The 16830-nt window shown below is 69.1% G+C and carries 13 protein-coding genes and 1 pseudogene; 7 read left to right on the forward strand and 7 right to left on the reverse strand.

All coding sequences use genetic code 11. The features are described 5' to 3' along the window. Nucleotides 1–413: 413 nt before the first annotated feature. Together DWB77_RS36035 and DWB77_RS36040 are read left to right on the forward strand one after the other, a co-directional pair. Nucleotides 414–1402: pseudogene (locus DWB77_RS36035) on the forward strand (aminoglycoside N(3)-acetyltransferase). Next, on the forward strand, nt 1323–2807 hold the full coding sequence (locus tag DWB77_RS36040; RefSeq protein ID WP_120726838.1) for an erythromycin esterase family protein: 1485 nt from the start codon (nt 1323–1325) through the stop codon (nt 2805–2807). Before DWB77_RS36035 ends, DWB77_RS36040 begins: the two are co-directional and overlap by 80 nt. A 216-nt stretch (nt 2808–3023) precedes the next feature. Here the strand turns inward: DWB77_RS36040 and DWB77_RS36050 are convergent, their stop codons facing one another. The 3 genes from DWB77_RS36050 to DWB77_RS36060 form a co-directional block, all read right to left on the reverse strand. Beyond that, nucleotides 3024–4310: an FAD-dependent monooxygenase gene (locus DWB77_RS36050; protein WP_246033764.1), complete on the reverse strand. Its 1287-nt coding sequence runs from the start codon at nt 4308–4310 to the stop codon at nt 3024–3026. Nucleotides 4311–4762: 452 nt separating this feature from the next. Further along, a complete protein-coding gene (locus tag DWB77_RS36055) occupies nt 4763–5023 on the reverse strand; it encodes a hypothetical protein (RefSeq protein WP_120726840.1) in 261 nt (86 codons plus the stop codon). A gap of 478 nt (nt 5024–5501) precedes the next feature. Beyond that, nucleotides 5502–6812, reverse strand: coding sequence for a M48 family metalloprotease (locus DWB77_RS36060; RefSeq protein WP_246033765.1), 1311 nt, complete (start codon nt 6810–6812; stop codon nt 5502–5504). A 324-nt stretch (nt 6813–7136) separates the two neighbouring features. On the opposite strand from DWB77_RS36060, the gene DWB77_RS36065 reads away from it, so the two are divergent. Beyond that, nucleotides 7137–7817 carry a hypothetical protein gene (locus DWB77_RS36065; protein ID WP_162952697.1) on the forward strand — a complete coding sequence of 227 codons (681 nt, stop codon included), beginning with the start codon at nt 7137–7139 and terminating at the stop codon, nt 7815–7817. A gap of 182 nt (nt 7818–7999) precedes the next feature. Here DWB77_RS36065 and DWB77_RS36070 read toward each other — a convergent pair whose 3' ends face one another. Continuing rightward, the gene (locus DWB77_RS36070) at nt 8000–9220 is read right to left on the reverse strand and encodes an alpha/beta hydrolase (RefSeq protein WP_120726846.1); all 1221 of its coding nucleotides are present in this window, start codon (nt 9218–9220) and stop codon (nt 8000–8002) included. A gap of 311 nt (nt 9221–9531) precedes the next feature. Between DWB77_RS36070 and DWB77_RS36075 the strand changes: the two genes are divergently transcribed. Continuing rightward, complete coding sequence (locus DWB77_RS36075; RefSeq protein WP_162952698.1) at nt 9532–9855, forward strand: hypothetical protein; 324 nt, start codon at nt 9532–9534, stop codon at nt 9853–9855. Between the two features lie 501 nt (nt 9856–10356). Further along, nucleotides 10357–11493, forward strand: coding sequence for a serine hydrolase domain-containing protein (locus DWB77_RS36080; protein ID WP_120728631.1), 1137 nt, complete (start codon nt 10357–10359; stop codon nt 11491–11493). Between the two features lie 310 nt (nt 11494–11803). On the opposite strand, the gene DWB77_RS36085 is transcribed toward DWB77_RS36080, so the two are convergent. Next, nucleotides 11804–13138: an alpha/beta fold hydrolase gene (locus DWB77_RS36085; protein WP_120726850.1), complete on the reverse strand. Its 1335-nt coding sequence runs from the start codon at nt 13136–13138 to the stop codon at nt 11804–11806. Nucleotides 13139–13206: 68 nt separating this feature from the next. Between DWB77_RS36085 and DWB77_RS36090 the strand changes: the two genes are divergently transcribed. Then, a complete protein-coding gene (locus DWB77_RS36090) occupies nt 13207–13824 on the forward strand; it encodes a TetR/AcrR family transcriptional regulator (RefSeq protein ID WP_120726852.1) in 618 nt (205 codons plus the stop codon). 302 nt (nt 13825–14126) lie between these two features. Then, nucleotides 14127–14534 carry a hypothetical protein gene (locus DWB77_RS36095; protein WP_162952287.1) on the forward strand — a complete coding sequence of 136 codons (408 nt, stop codon included), beginning with the start codon at nt 14127–14129 and terminating at the stop codon, nt 14532–14534. A gap of 106 nt (nt 14535–14640) precedes the next feature. On the opposite strand, the gene DWB77_RS36100 is transcribed toward DWB77_RS36095, so the two are convergent. Both DWB77_RS36100 and DWB77_RS38110 read right to left on the reverse strand, forming a co-directional pair. Further along, nucleotides 14641–15543, reverse strand: a complete 903-nt coding sequence (locus tag DWB77_RS36100; RefSeq protein WP_246033766.1) for a hypothetical protein — start codon at nt 15541–15543, stop codon at nt 14641–14643. A gap of 15 nt (nt 15544–15558) precedes the next feature. Further along, nucleotides 15559–16659: a C40 family peptidase gene (locus DWB77_RS38110; protein ID WP_162952700.1), complete on the reverse strand. Its 1101-nt coding sequence runs from the start codon at nt 16657–16659 to the stop codon at nt 15559–15561. Between the last annotated feature and the right edge of the window lie 171 nt (nt 16660–16830).

A 16830-nucleotide genomic window follows, 5' to 3' on the forward strand; every position in this document is an offset into this window, starting at 1 on the left:
GACATGCGTGCCATGGACGATTTCCTTGCGTTGGTGTCGGATGAGGAGAGGTCAGAACCGCGGGAACAGGGCGCCGACTTCGCCCGATCACTGACCTGATCTGCTGATCACTCTCCCCGGCCTGCGAGGGAAGGTCGATGGCTAGGAGTGCACTCCACCTTGCCGGAGAGTGGACTTACGGCGGTCACCTGCTGCCGCACATGAGGGCCCCATTCGGGCGGGCGCAGGCCTCAGGAGTCTGACCCCTCAGCGAGCCGCGCACACACGCATCCGCGGCCCACGCACATACACGTCGCGCACTCGCTCGGGACCACGCGACGGGGCCGGCACGCGGCTACCGATGTCGGGCCGGATCCGGTACCGGCAGCCCGTCCAGTTATCCTGCCCGACCAGGACGATCACCTAGGAGAACCATGCCCCCGTCGACTTCGCCCGCAGCCCTTGATCGACATCAATTGCAGGAAGAATTGCGCCAGTTGGGGGTGCGAGCGGGGTCCGTGCTCATCGTCCACGCCTCGCTGTCCGCGTTCGGGACCGTGGAGGGCGGGGCCGACACCGTTGTGGGTGCGCTGCTCGACTGCCTCACTCCGTCGGGCACGCTGGCCGTGCCCACGTTCACCCCCGAGGTCAGCGACCCCTATCCCCAGGTGGAGCGGCCCACCACTGACAAGGTGATGGCCGCCCGCGACGAGGTCCCGCTCTTCCATGACGCGCTGCCCTCCTCCATGGGAGCCGTGCCGGCGGCCGTCCTCGCCCACCCCGACCGACTCCGCGGCAGCCATCCCAGGCCTCTGTCGCCGCCATCGGTCCCTCGGCCCACCGCATCACCCACCAACAGCCCCTGGCCTACGCACTCGGACCCGGGTCACCCTTCGACGCCCTTCACGAGCTGGACGCCGACATCCTGCTGCTCGGCGTCGGCCACAACCGCAATTCCTTCCTCCACCACGCCGAGACCCACGTGCCCCACCACCGTCGCAAGCTGCGCCGCTTCCCCTACCTCGTCGACGGGCAGCGCGTATGGGTCGAGGCCCGCGATGTCGGCGATGACAACGGCACGCACTTTCCGCGCGTGGGCGCGGAGTGCGCCGCCACCGGGCAGGTGCGCAGCCGCACCATCGGCCTGGCCGAGTGTCGGCTCATGAACAGCCGGGCGCTCGTCCCTCCCCGAGGGCAGCCGGCCGCACCGCCGCGAGCTCCTCCTAGGGGTCCTGGCGCCTGGCTCCGTACCCGCGCCCAGCGTGGGGGAGGGGGTAACCCCGCCGTCGCATACGGGGGTTGGCGCCATGGTCCCCGGGCCGGGCGGCGGCGAGTCTTGGATCATGAAACCGCACAGGCCGGCTCTGGCCGCACTGGTCCTCTCCCTCGGCGCGCTGATCGCCGCCGCGCCCCCATCCACTAGCGGGCCCTCCACCTCTTCCATACCCTCCAGCTTTTCCGGGCCCGCCACCCCGGCCGGGCCCGCCACCCCGGCCGGGCCCGCCACCCCGGCCGGGCCCGCCACCCCGGCCGCGCCCGGCGCCTCGGCCGCGAGGTCACCCGTGCCTGCCCTGGACCGCGCAGCCCACCCCCTGCGGACCACCGACCCCCGGGGTGACCTGGACGACCTGCGCTCGATCGGCATGATGGTGAACGACGCCACGGTGGTGGGGCTGGGCGAGGCGACCCACAGCTCGCACGAGTTCTTCACCATGAAGCAGCGGGTCTTCCGTTATCTCGTGGAGAACAAGGGTTTCCGCGTCTTCGCGCTCGAGGCGAGCTGGAGCACCGGCCAGCGGCTCAACGACTACGTGCTGCACGGGGTGGGCGACCCGGCACAGATCATGCGTACCGAGTTCCAGAGCACCTACGTGTTCTGGAACAACACCGAGTATCTGGATCTGCTGCGATGGATGCGCGGATACAACGTGCAACACCCCCACGATCCCGTGCAGTTCATGGGTGACGACTTCGCGTACGCCGGCCCCGAGCTCTACGACAAGGTGGCCGGCTATATGGCCAAGACACACCCCGAGCTGCTGCCGCGCCTCACCGAGCTGTACCGGGACCTGCGGCCCACGACCACCCCTGAAGCCCACATGAACACCTATCCGCTCCGTCCACTTGCCGAACTCCAGGAGATCGCCGGCCGCACGGGGCGGGCACTCGACCTGCTCAAGCAGGCGGGGCCCGGCAAGGGAGGCGACGTCGAGGCGCACGCCTGGGCGGTACGGAACGTCACCGCCATCGACCAGACGGCCAAGGGATACGCCTTCGACCCCGACGATCCTGGGGAGGCGGCGCGGGCCATGCGCTACCGGGACCAGATCATGGCGGACAACGTGGAATGGTGGCAGCGGCACACCGGAAGCAAGGTGCTTCTCGCGGCCCACAACGGGCATGTGGCCCTCCAGTCCCACGACCCCCAGCACTATCCCAAGGTGCAGGGGAGCTTCCTGCGCGACAAGTTGGGCAAGCATTACGTGAGCATCGGCTCCACCTTCGACGGCGGCTCGTTCAACGCGCTCGACGCCGACGGACGAATGGCGGTCCACACCGTCGGCCCCGCCAAGCCCGGCAGCAACGAGTACACCCTGGACAAGGCGCGCCCGCGCGACTACGTCCTGGACCTGCGGACCGCTCCGAACGCGGCCCGCGACTGGCTCAACACCCCCCGCGCCACCTGGAGCATCGGCGGCGCCTACCCGGGGCCGACGGGACCGTACAAGCAGATCGCGCTCGCGAACAGCCATGACGTCCTCATCCATCTGCACCGCGTCAGCCCGGCGCACTGGCTGACCGCCCCGACGGCGCCCGCCGGGAAGTGACGGGCCTGCGAAGTCGGCCAGTCCTTGGCGGAGTTGGAGCGGGAGGCACGGCTGTCGCGGACGCGGAACGTCCATGGATCGTGGACGGCACGCTCATTCCGGTCCGCGACCGGCAGGTTGGCGCCTTCTCCTGTTGCGTGGTCCGCGTTCGCTGCGGATGCGGGCTCGTTCGCGTTGTTGGGCGGCCAGGACCTCGGGGTGGCGGGGGTTCAGGGCCTACGGCTTGGCCGAGGGGGTGATCGGCGGTCCGGACGGGGCTGCGGAGTCAGGCACCCCCGCGTAATCGGGCAGCTCGATGCCGTTGATCGCGCGCCCGACCAGCTCGGTGAACCATGCGCCGGCGAAATCGGGGCGCGGCTCGGCATCCGGCCCGGGGACGTCGCGGCTGCGGGCGTTCAATCGGCCGATCTCCTGGTTGGCCTCGACGAACGAGCGCATCCGCGCCTCGTAGCGGGCGAATCCGGTGCCGGGGTCCCACTCGGCGGCGGCCAGCTCTCCGGCCAGCAGGTAGGCGCCGGCCAGTGCAAGGCCGGTGCCCTGCCCGGACATCGGTGAGGAACTGAACGCCGCGTCCCCGAGCAGTCCCACCCGTCCGCTCGACCAGCGGTCCATCACCACCTGGGCGACCTGGTCGAGGTAGAAGTCCGGGGTGTCGTCCAGGTGCGCGAGGATGTCCGGGGCCAGCCAGTCCAGGCCCGCCATCCGCTCGCGCAGCAGACGCTTTTGGGCCGGGACGTCACGGTGGTCGACGTCGAAGTCGGCGGACGGGAGGTAGAACATGGCCATCGCCCGGGTGGCGTCCTGGATGGGCCGCAGGAGGGCCGAGCGCCCGGACTCCTGGTCCTGGTACTCAAGGAGCCATCGGTCCAACCCGAACTCGTTGGGCACGCTGTAGAAGGCCAGCACGTGACCGAGGTGGCGCAGGAACCGCTCATGCGGCCCGAACACCATCGCCCGCAGCTCCGAGTGGAGGCCGTCGGCCCCGATCACCAGGTCGAAGCGCCGCCGGGCGCCGCCCGCGAAGGTCACCTCGACCCCGTCCGCATCCTGGGCGAGATCGGCGATGCGGTCACCGAAGATGTACTCGACCCCGTCGCGGGTGTCGTCGTAGAGCACCTGGGACAGGTCCCCGCGCAGGATCTCGATGTCCGCGATGAACCCGTCACCACCGTCGTCGTCCGCGCGGAAGGTCTCCAACACCTTCCCCTCCGCGTCCACGGTGTGTGCGCCGGCGGTGTCGGTGCACGCGGCGCGCACCGCCGCGTCGAGCCCCATACGCCGGATGACCTCCTTGGCGACCCCGCGCGCGTCCACCGCCTGCCCGCCGGGACGCAGCTTGGGGGCCCGCTCCACCACAGTCACCTCGGCCCCCCGCCGGCGCAGCCAGTGGGCCAGCGCGGGTCCCGCGATGCTCGCCCCCGCCACCAACACCCTAGGACCGCTCACCCGGGTCCCCTGCTCGCCAGTCCGGATGGTGTGCTGCTCGGAGTCGTCGACGCTCATCACTGCCTCCATGTGCTTCCTCCCGCGCTGGAACGGCCCCAGCACAGGCCCACCGCTCTGAGTGTGTCCAGCCGTATCGACCATGGGTCCGCACAAAACTCATCGGCGCGACCGAAATTGCGTCCATGCTGGCGCGATCACCTGGATCTCGGCATGTCCGGCCGACGGCACGGTCGTCACCCGTGAGGGATCGGGCCGGCCGGTGGTGTTGATCGCCGAGGCCAAGGACGCCGAGGCGCTTGGCCCCCTACCCGAGCCGACCGTCGGCGGCTTGCTCGGCCTGCTCGGGCTGCTCGGCGTGCTCGATCGGCCGTCGGCTTGCGACCGTAATGCCGTCGTGCCGCCCCGCCTCATAGCGCCGAGGCCGCCTGCTGTCGGCGCACTTTTTCCCTGGAGGGCCGCCGGTGATCAAAACCATGCGTTGATCACCGGCAAGCCCTCAGCCCGGAGTTCTAGTTCCTCGGACGGCGCGGATTCTCCTCCGCTTCAACTCCTACCGAGAGATCTAGCTCGAACGCCCCTGTCGTTCCCGCGGCAACACCCTGCAACCGCTCGACAAGCTCTTCTACATTCGGTTTGGAGCACCCTGTCCGGATGTAGAACTCGGAGCGCGTGAGCAGGCTCAGGGATTCGGCCATGATTCCGGTCATCCGCGAGACTTCGTCGCGGTCGACCGTGATCACAATTTTCCCGTCTTGTTCGTTGGCACGCATGCGACGTTCCTAACTCTTCCTCTTGGCAAAGTCTGCGACGGTTTTCTTGAAGGCCGTCATGGAGTACTCGCTCCTCTGAATTACGGTGACGCCGCGCTCACCGTCGTACCAGCCGACTCCACCATTGCGCAACGCGGCACGGTGAGGTTGTAGACGCTGCGGTTTTCTCCAGGCGCAAGTACCGACGACCTCTCTCAGGTCACCCTGAGGGGTGCGGAGCCGGTCACCCGCCCTGGCGGCCGAGGCGTCCAGCCAGCGGTACCTGTTGATGACGGACAGCCCCGTCCCGGCGTCCGGCCCCCGCCGCGGGACGGATCCATCCATTGGACGATCAAGACGGTCGTCGAACCGTCCCGTTCCCGCTGGCGGTTAGGACCGGCTGGGCTGCGGGCCGGTGTACGGCTTCGGTGGCCATGGGTCGCCAGTCGCGGATGACCCGGCGCGCTCAGCCCGCCTGGTCGCGGATGACCCGGTGCGCTCAACCCGCCTGGTCGCGGATGACCTGGCGCGCCAGCGCAACCCGGGCCGGCGCGAGTTCGGTGGCGATCGCGGCAGCCGTTTCGGGGTCCACTACGACGGTCGGCGCCGCCGGCTCACCCACCTCCATGAGGTGACGGCGCAGATGGGTGGGCGGGTGGGTCGAGTCGACGCTGTGGCCGCGCAGGACGCTCACGCGGCGCAGCCGCTCGTACTCGCGCTCGGAGACGGTGGCCGCGCGCTCCGCGATCCGCTCCCACAGGCCGTCGGCGGCGGCCTGCGGGTCGGCTCCGCTGATCCTGGCCTGGGCGCGGACCGACTCCGTGCGCAGAGCGGTGGTGATCGAGTTGCCGATGAGCAACCGGTCCATCATGCGGGTCGCCGCCGCAGCCGAGCCGACGCGTACCGCGGCGCGGTCCGCGAGGTATTCGGAGCGCTGCGAGCCGCGCAGAGCCAGCCCTTCCAAGAGCAGCGCGACCGCGTGGACGACCGATCGTGGCACGCTGATGAGCGCGGCGGCGGCGAGTTCGGGGACGGTCCGGCGGCGGTACAGGGTGGGTACCGGGGTGAGGAAGTACAGCCAGTGGTGGAGCGAGTGCAGGGCCGTGCCGACGAGGCGGCCGTGCCGCACGTCGCCGTTGGCGTAGTGGCCGAGTTCGTGGCCGAGCAGAGCGACACGCTCCTGCGGGTCCAGAACCTCCCACAGAGCGAGCCCGATGTGCAGCGAGCGGCGGCCCTTGAGGCCGTGGGTGGCAACAGAGGCGTTGTACTGCGCGTCGACGACCACGACATCGACACCTTGGGTTCCCACGGACGAGGAGACCTCGTCGACCAGTGCGTACAGGCGCGGCGCGTCCGCCCGGTGCAGCACCGGTCCATCGGGGCGCAGTTTGCCGAACCGTGGCCGCAGCACGACGGCGGTCACCAACAGGATGCCCCCGAGGAAGGGCTGGATGCCCGGCCCGAGCACGATGAGCAGAACGCCGCCGACGGCCAGGGCGACCGTGACCGTGTGTACGGCCAGCGCGACGGCACGGGCGAGGATTCCGGAGCGGTCCTGCTGGCGGGATGCGGAGTCCGACGCCGTGTCCCCGGCGAGCAGTCGGGCATGCAGTTGCTCTCCATAGCGGTGGGCGAGGCGGCGTTGCGCTTTTTCGAAACGGCCGCGGACCGGTTCCTTGTCGCCGGGGTCGACGTTCCAGTCACACGCGGTGCACCACTTGGCGAACCGCTTGTCATCGGGGACCTCCGCCCCGCACTGCGGACACGCCGTCGACTGCCCCACGGCAGGCGTGAGTTGCTGCTCTCCCACTGACTGTGCCCCTTCCCCCGGCTCCTCCCGGAGCCGTCCCGGCAAAGGCGCACTGTAGCCCATGGGTTCGAATACTCCTCGGGCCGTGTGCGGTACTGGGTGCCGGGATGGGCTCCGAGGTGACGTATGCAACGGGCATGGTGTGCCGGGTGGGTGAGGTGCTGGGAGGTGGGGGATCTGCGTTGGGAGGTACAGAGTTGACCGCCACGTCGCGCGGAGAGCGCGGACACGGCATGTGGCGTCGTTCCTTTTCCTGGTTACGCCATCGATGGAGGGTTTCGTACGTCATAGTGGAAATAGGGGAGTTGACCGGGGGGAGTTTTCATGATCGAGCAGGCGTATGTACAAGCAGGGGACGTGACCACCCCGACGATCGCCACACTGCGGGACCGGATCTCGCAGGCGATAGACGACACACGAGGGGCCAGCGTTCTTGAGCGTCTCAACGGCTGGTTGCAAATGCCGACTGATTCCACGTTCTTCACCGGAATGCTGGACAGCCTCTGCGGGGAGCGCGCCAAGGATGTGGGCGACCGACTGAGCCGCGACACGGGGGGACGGTACGACCCCGCGGATCTGTCGGCGGCGTCGGACATCGCGGCCAAGTGGACGGCCATCGGCAACATCTTGGAGAGCGGCCGCGCCGTGACCGTCAAGGGCCCGACAGGGCACGTGGGCGGAGCCATGAGCAAATTCAAGAACAAGGACGGCACCGGTTTCCATGTGATCGTGCTCCTGGCCACCGGGCAGGAGCAGGACGGACGCCGCTTCGTCCTGGGTTTCGACCCGGACGTCAGCGCCACGGCGGAGTCCCGGAAGGCGTGGGTCCCATTCGCCCTTGGGGGCGCCGGCACCGTGGCGAAGGTGTCGGCGTTCAGTGACGCGCGATGCACCCAGGTCATCAAGGCCATGGTCCTCGGCGACCAGCAGGACGGATTCGGCCCGCTGGTCCGCAAGTACTACGTCGACACGGCGGCAACCTTTCCGGCGATCGTGCGCGGCTAGCCGGTGGGGCGTGCGGCTTGTCCGGGCCGGCGTACTGGTGGTGATGGGCCCGCGGGGGGACGTACCCGCGCCAATGGCAACCGGGGCGCTTCCCCATCTGCCACATGCCGCCCGGAACGCTCCGCCCCGGTGCCCGCTCCCATGTCCAGGACCGTGGTCAGCGCGCCATGCGGTGACCTGGTCTAAGCCGTACCGGCAATACCGGCAAGGGAGTTGAAGAGCCGCACGATCTGTGGCACCGACTTCTTGAAGGCGCCGTTGTGGTCGACCTCTCCTTGGTCGGTCACAGGGGTTCTCTTCCCGTGCGCGGCCAGCTGTCGGGCGCAGCTCAGCGTGTTGCCGATCGGTACGTCCGTGTCGCCGCTCGCGGTGTAGAGCCGGACCGGCACATCGGGTTTCCAGTCGCAGGTGTGGTCGTTGTTCCGCGCTGCGTCGAACAGGGCGCCGCTGGGGTGCTGGAGCCGCGCGTAGAAGGCCGGCGTGAGCATCTCCTTCACGGTGCTGGGCAGCGCTGCGAGTACCTCTTCCGTGGTGTGGTGGGTGTCGAAAAGCCCCTCGACGACCTGGGCGTACGGCTCGCGAAAGGCGTTCCTCGTGTCGCCGTAAAGGGGGTGCAGCCGGTTCTGCGCAGTGAGCCAGTACGCCATGTACAGCACGCCGCTGGTGTCGTTCACCCGCCCGTCGAAGAGCGCGGGCATCTCCTGTCCCACGATGTCGTACGGGCCCGAGACCGGCGCGAGCGCCTTCAACCGGAAGTGTGCGTCGGCACCCTGGCTCAGTGCCCGGCCGAGCGCCATGGCGACCTGGCCGCCCTGCGAGAAGCCGGTCCCGTACACGTTCCCGGTCAGCGGGCGTCCCAGCTCACGGGCGGCGGTGCGGGTGGCCCGCAGCATGTCCAGCGATGCGGACACGGCGGAGGCGGTGTCCATGTACGGGTGGCGGCCGGGCCCCTTGCCGAGCCCCAGATAGTCGGGTGCGGCGACGGCCCGGCCGACCGAGGCGTGCAGATACGGCGAGAGCCGTCCGTCGTCCTCGCCGACGGAGGGCGCGTAGTCGCGGTCGACCATGGTGCCGTGGGTGTCCGCGACGACATCGAGCCGGGTGTGGCGGCCGTCCTCGGGCAACACGAGGAGGCCGGTGGCGGTGGTGGGGGTCCCTTGCGGGGTGATGGTACGGTACGTGATCCGGTAACCGCGTACGCCGTAACGAACCTCGGTGTTGTCGATGCCGGCCGACTTGAGGAAGTCGGAGACCTGGGATGGGGTGCGGGTGGATACGGCCTCGACCTGGATGAGGTCGCCCCGCTGGGAGGCGGGGCGGGCCTGCGCGAGGGGAGTGAAACTCCCAACTCCCGTGACCAGCAAGGCGGTTACCACTGCGATCCGAACGCTCGCTGTCTTCATTCCTTGACCGTAAGGCGCCGCCACGTCATGCGGACATCCGACAAACCCCCGCCCCCACCGGGGCCCTGCCCGCACCCGCGGAGGGGGCCTAGACCCCCTGCCACATTGAGCCAGCACGCGGGCGCGGCGGCTCTGGCAGCAGACTCGAAGAGTTGGCCACCGGCCCCCATCGAAGCGTCGGTCGGGGCCTCGCCACGGGGCCGGGGCGTTCAGCAGTCCCCTCCACGAGGAAGTCGGCAGCGAGGCCCGCCACCGCGCTCGAAGTCTGGGCTGCCTGAATCCTCGGCGCGTGGCCGAGGTTGGATGGCTTCATGGTGAGACGAAAGCGGGACGATAAGAGGCGATCGCCGTCGCCCTTCGGCGTGCCGAGCGGCATCGTCCTGTTCGCGACGCCGGAAGGCTGGCGCCACACTCTCCTCACCGAGGAAGGCGGGATGCACTGCGGGCGCCTCGCCAACGTTCCGTTCAACGCCGACCCGGCAGAGGCGCGGGCCGCCGCGGCGGCGATGGTGGTGGCCCTGGCTTACGACTTCCACAACTTACGTGTCGACGTGACCTGGGAGCCGGAGCCGCTGAGGGAACCCGAATCCTGGACCGCGCAGGTCACTGCTCTCTCGACTCCGCCGAACGCCTGAGGCAGAGCGGCAGGTTGGGAAGGGTGGCGTTTGCGATAGCGGCTGAGCCGACCATCGCGGGTATCGCGTAGCGCACGCGGCAGGGGCCCGTGATGGCCGTGATGGCCGTGATGGCCGGGACGGCCGGGACGGCCTGGGACCTGGGGCCGGGACCTGGGCCTTGGTGAGGCCCGGGCGAGCGCCGCCGGGTATCGGGGTGGATCCATATGACGCGGGTCGCGTTCGCTCCGGTCGACACTGCTGCCCACGTCCCCGTACCCCTTCGCGCAAGTACGCATGGGGGCTAGCCCCACCTTCAAGCGGGTGGTTGGCGGTATCCCGGGCTCGGACCTTGATCGAAATACTGGGCTCACATCAGGTCCTCCCCGTCAGAGACAGGAGTATTTCGTGTACGAGCTCCCGCACGCCGCCAACGCTTCACGTTCGTCCAGGGGAAGCGGCCGCCCGCGAGGGGAGCGCAGACTGCGGGCCGCTGCCGTCGGGTTGGTCGCCACGGTGGTGATGAGTGCCGGTCTCGTCCCGCCGGCCTCGGCTGCCGGTACCGCGAACGCCTCGGCGGGGCGGGACGGGCACGCGGCCACCCGGGCGGCCCTGGAGTCGGTGGTCCGCGACGGGGTGCCCGGTGGGCACGTTCTCGCCGAGCTGGGGAACGACACCTGGGCGGGACGCGCGGGGACCGCGGACCTGACGTCCGGCCGCAAGCCGCGGGCCGACGACCGCTTCCGAATCGGCTCGATCACCAAGACGTTCGTGGCGACGGTGATGCTCCAGCTGGAGGAGGAGGGGAGGCTGAGCCTGGACGACACGGTGGACCACTGGCTGCCGGGCCTGGTGCGGGGCAATGGGCACGACGGCAAGAAGATCAACATACGCCAGCTCCTCAATCACACCAGCGGGATATACAGCTACACCGACGACAAGGACTTCAAGCGCAAGGAGTTCGGCACCGACTTCCTCGAGCACCGCTACGACACCTGGACACCTCGCCAGATCGTCCAGCTGGCCATGACGCACGAGCCCGTTTTCGCCCCGACCGACGACGTCGACAAGTGGAGCTACAGCGACACCAATTACGTCATCGCCTCCATGGTGATCCAGAAGGCCACCGGACACTCGTACGCCCATGAGATCGAGCAGCGCATCCTGCGCCCCCTGCACCTGGACTCCACCACGGTGCCGGGCACCCGCGCCCGCGTCGCCGGACCCAGCGGACGCGCCTACTCCAAGCTGACCGGGGAACTCGCCGGACCGGGAGCACCGAACAGCACGACCTACGACGTCACCGAACTGAACCCCTCCTTCGCGGGCGCCGCCGGAGAGATGATCTCCAACAACCATGACCTCAACCGGTTCTACCGGGCCCTGTTCTCCGGCCGGCTCCTGAAGGCGCCTCAGCTGAAGGAGATGATGACGACCGTCTCGGTCAAGGACCTGCCGAACTTCTCCTACGGCCTGGGTCTGATGAAGATGACGCTGTCGTGCGGCACCGAGGTATGGGGGCACAACGGCGGTATCCAGGGCTCCATTTCGCAGTCCATGGCCACGGCCGACGGTAAGCACGTGCTGTCGCTCAACTTCAACGGCGACTGGAACGTCCACGAACAGCGGGTCGTGGACGCAGAGTTCTGCGGCTCCTGAGCACAGGTCCGAGATCAAGCGGGCGGATCGGCTGTCCGGGCTGCGTGGCTCGACGATGCGGGGTGAGCTGGTCGATACCGAGTCGGCTCGGGCCAGGACTGGGTCTCGCCTGCGCGGTACCGCGGTACCGGTGCCGTTGGTCGGGATCGCCGTACGGTGCGTACCGTCCCAACCGCCCTTCGTGGTACAGCACCGGTCCGGCCCTGCCGGGCGGCTGGGCAACGGATCGCTTGTGAGAGACGCGCAACGTCGCCGCGGAACCCGCCAGCTCCTCCACGCACCTTGGACGCGATCCCATGGATCTGCTCGCTTACTTGTGGGCCCGGAGGAAGGCCGGGATGTCGGCTCGGGTCGGGTAGTCGGGCAGCGGTGCGGGGTTGTCTTGGAGAAACGCGGTGATGGCGGCGGCTGCTCGTTGGTCGTTGTCGCCCAGGCCGTTCCACATGTGGTGACCGACTCCGGGCATGTACTGGGTGCGCTCGATGGCAGGGTTGTCCGCGAGGATGGTTGTTTGCCACTGCCGGACCTGGGAGGAGCACTCGGCGATCATCAGCATCGCGGGTGTCCGGGAGCGACTGAGCTGCTGGGCGATGGAGGGGGAGTCCTTGATTGTTTGCTGGACGCGGAGGCTGGCGGCGGCACTGAAGGAGAAGTTCTCCGCAGTGTCCTCGACCGGGATGCGGTGCGCGTCCCGCGCGCAGTAGGCGGACCCGGTGTCGCTGCCCAGATCGGCAGCGGTGAAGGCATTGTCGCCCTCCGCCTGCCCTACCAGCCCGTTGTCCGGGCTGATCAGTCCGAGCCGCATGAGGCCGAACGCGACCGCGTACCGCGGGACATGGGTGGAGCGCGGTCCGGTCATGGCCGGCGCGAGGTCGCGGGCCGACGGCCGACCCTTCTGCTCGGCCATGCGGGCGGTGGGGCCGTCCATCGGGCCTGGCTCGGCGATGACCGCCCGGCGCAGGTGGTCGGCGATGGCGGGGTCGGCCAGCGCGCGGGTGAGCACGACCGCGCCTGAGGAGAATCCCAGTACGTCGGCGCGGCCCTTGCCGAGTTTGCTGACGAAAGCGCCGAGGTCATCGACGGACCGGGTGATCGAGTACTGGTCCATGGGCAGCAGATCGCTGCGTCCGCCACCGGCCTGCTCATAGGCGTACACGTCGTAGCCCTGTCCCGCGAGCCGTTGCAGGAAGCGGTGGTCGAGCACTGAGATGCCGCGCACCGGGCCGCCGTTGAGGTAGACGAGCGGGGCGGGCCGGCGGGGGTTGTTGCCGGTGGGCGGATAGTGGTAGACCGCGACCCGGCTGCCGGTGGACAGGCGCCACTGCTCGGCGGTCACGAACGGCAGGGCGGCCGGGTAGTGGCGCGTCGTGGGGACGGTGGGGACGCACACCGACAGCGCCAGGGCCGCTGCGACGAGCACCGGCCGGAAGGGCACCAGCCGTCCTCGCCAGGAGCGGCGGCGGCCCCGCCACAGCGCCGCGACAACCGCGATCCCAACAGTCGCGGACCATGCGACGAATCCCGAGCCCGCGCCGTCCGTGACGACGATCAGCGCCAGGAAGAAGGCGATTAGCCCCACCACTGCGGCGGTGGCCGCCAGCAGGCGGCCGACAAGGCGTAAAGGACGTATGGCGGACGGTGGCATGATGAGCTCCCCAGGGTTTTGGAACGCTGTTTTGAAACGATGTTAGCAGCATGGGTAAACTGCTTCCCATGGGAAGGCCGAGAACGAACGACGCCGCCGTCAGAGAACGGCTCGTCGCATGCGCGACCGAGATGTTCGCCACCCACCCTCAGGAGTCGGTCACGGTCCGCGCGTTGGCCACTGCCGCCGGAACCTCGACGGCGGCGGTGTACACCTTGTTCCAGGGCAAGGACGGACTGATCCGGGAGGTGCGCGACCAGGCGGTAGCCGGCCTGTTCCAGGACCTGACGGCCGTTCCCGGCTCGAAGGCCGCCCTGGAGGATCTGTACGCGTTGGCCGTGGCGTATCGCCAGTGGGGACGCGAACACCGCCACCTGTACGCGGTGTTGTTCGGTGGGGCGCAGTCCTTCGTACCGTCGACCCGGGTCGGCGACCGAGACCCGGTGCGACCTCTCGTCACGGCGATCGACCGTGCCGTGGCGGACCGGATCCTGGAGGGCGACACCACGCTGATCGCCGTCTCGTTGTGGGTCGCCCTGCACGGACTCGTGACCCTCGAACTGGCCGGCGGCCTCGACGGCGCCGCAGCCGAGACCGCGTTCCGCTCCACGATTGATGCCGTACTGCGCGGCTGGGCAACCCCTGCCGCCTTCCCTGGCCTACGACGGCCGGACCCGGTGCCGTGACGCGGTTGGCTGTGGGTGCACGCAAGTTGAAGGTCTTGCCACGGGACACGAGGACCCGAGGACCCGAGGACAGGCTGTCGAGTTTTCGTGGTCGGGCCTTCGGGTTGAGGCGAACACGCGGTGAGTACCGAGCGGACCGCCCCTTCGGCAACCCTCCCTGGGGCGGTGCTGGCATCGTATGCGTCATGAGAACAGCAGGAACGAGACCGGAACCGGAGTCCTCAACGCGGAGCGGCCTCACGGCTCTGGGGGAGGTGGCGTGCCGTTATCAGGCCGATGAGATGCGCCCGGAGGACCTGCCGATGATTGCTGCCGAGGCGCTCGCGATCGGGCTGGACACCCCGACGTTGCGCGAGCTCGCCGGATTGCCCCGCAACGCGGACACCCGAGATATCCGGGACGCGTTTGAGCAAGCACTCTGCGAGGCCGGACTCGAGTTGCCTGATCCGGGCCTGGCACGGCGCCATGCGCTGCGTCGGCTGGCGGCGAGGCTGATTGACGGGGAAATCACTCCCGCCTACCTGACGACGGACGACTGGTGGGAGACGAAGGTCGAAACCGTTGAGGAACGATCATTCGTATCGCTGATCCCGGATTGCGGGTGCTGCATCGAGTACACGTTGGGGCTTGACCAGCAGACGTGGGCGGCCGAGCTGCGGATCGCCGCGCTCGCCCTGGCATCGTCTCCACCGATCGGCCCCGGTTGCTGACTCTGCCCTGACGGCATGTGGAGCGGGTAGGCGCCGTCGGTCAGGGCCTCTTCGAGCTAGCGGTCGACGCGGAGTCGTTGCGAGGGTGGCGGTGAGGTGCACCGCCTCAGCCGGTTTGCCGGCCCGTCCATCTGGTGAAGCGCCGCAGACCCCTCCGGCTGCGCGCGAGCGGCGCGTCCTCCGGTGCGGCGGGGCCCTGGGCCGCGGTGAGAGCCGGAGCCGGACGTTCCACCGGGGCTTCCACGTACTGCCTGCCCCGTTCGAGCCGGGTGCGGACCGCCAGCGCCATGGTCTGGTGGGTATGGTGCTGTACCAGGCCCGCAGCGGACAACCGCTCCCACATGTACAGCAGTTCTTCTCCGCGGGTCGCTATCTGGCTCGCGTCCTCAAGTCGCTGCCAAGCCGCGGTGGCGCGGGCCACCTCGGGCGCGGCCCGGTTGAGGTCGGTGCGGCACCGGATGCGCGCGACAGTGAGCGCGAGCACGGTGGAGACCGCGTAGTCGCCGCGCAGGAACGCCATGTAGGCCTCGATCGCCCGCGCCTCGAGTGAGAGATCGTCTTCCACGCCCCGCCGCAGCGTCAGATGCTCACGCAGAGCACTGGCCAGGACGAACGCCGCGTGCAGCTCCTCCCGTTGCGCGTGCTGAATGATCCGCTCGACGCGGGCGAGTGGAGGGAACGCCTGCTCCTCCGCCTCGGTTCGCTCGCGGCCGGGCGGCAGGTCCTCATCATCGGCGATCGTGTAGCTGGAGCCGTCCGGGTGCACCCGAAGCCGCGCCACCTGCTGCGCGGTGCGGTCGACGACGGTTGCCGCAACCGGTGCCCCCAGGGTGCGGGCGAACATCGCCACGGCGTCGAGGATCGCCTCATTGGGCGGCCGGGTGCCGCCCATGGTCAGCAGATGGCCGTTGACCACGGTCGATCCGTCCTCGGCGACGTATGCGTCCAGGCGGATCAGCGGCTGCGCGCTGAGCGCGGGCAGATTCCCGTCGTCACGGGATACGGGCAAGTTGGACATATCCGCTCAGCCTCCGGGTCGGACCACGCCGAGGATCGGCATGGAGGCGGCCGGCGCGGTCGTGATCGTACGCCTGGGCCGAGGAGCGTGGACGATCTGTCCGCCGCCGATGTACATGCCCACATGTGTGGCATCGCTGAAGTAGATGATCAAGTCGCCGGGTTGGGCGGACGAGAGACTGACGCGGCGCAGTCCCTGCCACTGAGCCTGTGAGGTACGCGGTATGGGATGTCCGGCGTGGGCCCATGCCACGGAGGTGAGTCCCGAGCAGTCGTACGACGAGGGACCCGTGTCGCCCCACCCGTACGGTTTGCCGATCTGCGCCATGGCGAAGGAGACGGCCTGCCCGGCACTGCCGCTCACGGCCGGCCCGCCGCCCGAAGGCCCGTTGCCCGTGCCGCCCTTGTCGGCCGGGGCGCCGTTCGAACCGGAGCCGGACCACATGGACTTGGCGTCGTCCGCCTTCTGCTTCTCCAACTGGGCCAGCCCGTTGACCTGTTCGGCCTTCAGGCCCGCCTCGATCCGCTCGGCGTCGGCGATCTTGTTCTGGATCTTTTCCTTGGCGCCGGCCTTGTCCGCGAGGCTCTTCTTGAGGTCACTCAGGTTCTTCGCAGCGGCCTCGGTCTGCCGGTCGAGCTCCGTGCTGGCGGACTTCTGGTTCTCGTAGATGAGCTGGAGCGTGGCGCGGGTGCGGTCGGCGCGCGCGGCGTCGGCGAGCGCGTTTTCGGGATGGTCGCTGAGGAGCAACTGGAGCCCTGCGGAGCTGAAGTAGTCCCCGCGGTACTGCGCCCGGGCCGCCGCCCCCGCGAGACCGTGCAGGGCATCCGCCCGGCCCTTGGCGCGGGCGAGGTCGCTCTGGAGGGACGTCAGCCGCTTGGACTGCTCGGTCGCCTTCTCGTTGGCGCCGTCGTACGCCTCGGTTGCCACCTCTGCCTCGCGGTAGAGGCCGTCAAGCTGGCTGTGGATCTGGTCCAGGGGCGTGCCGTCGGCCGGTTTGGGGTCGCTCGGAGCCGCGTAACTAGGGCCCGGTATGAGGGTGATGGTGCCGACAAGGGCTGTCAGAGCGACCCAGCTTCGCAGGTGTCTACTGCCGGGCGACACGTTCATCAACGCCACTTTCAGGAGGCCGGGTACGGTGGTTCGGGTTGCGACCTACCATCAGGGTGGTCAAGTCGGGTCATGCGGAGATCCGTTCAACCCGCGAACACACTATCTGCACGCGCGCGGTAGATCCTCGTGGCCCCGCTTGTGACAACGTGTACGCGTCCGAAACTTCGG

Source organism: Streptomyces hundungensis (genome assembly GCF_003627815.1).
GTDB lineage: Bacteria > Actinomycetota > Actinomycetes > Streptomycetales > Streptomycetaceae > Streptomyces > Streptomyces hundungensis_A.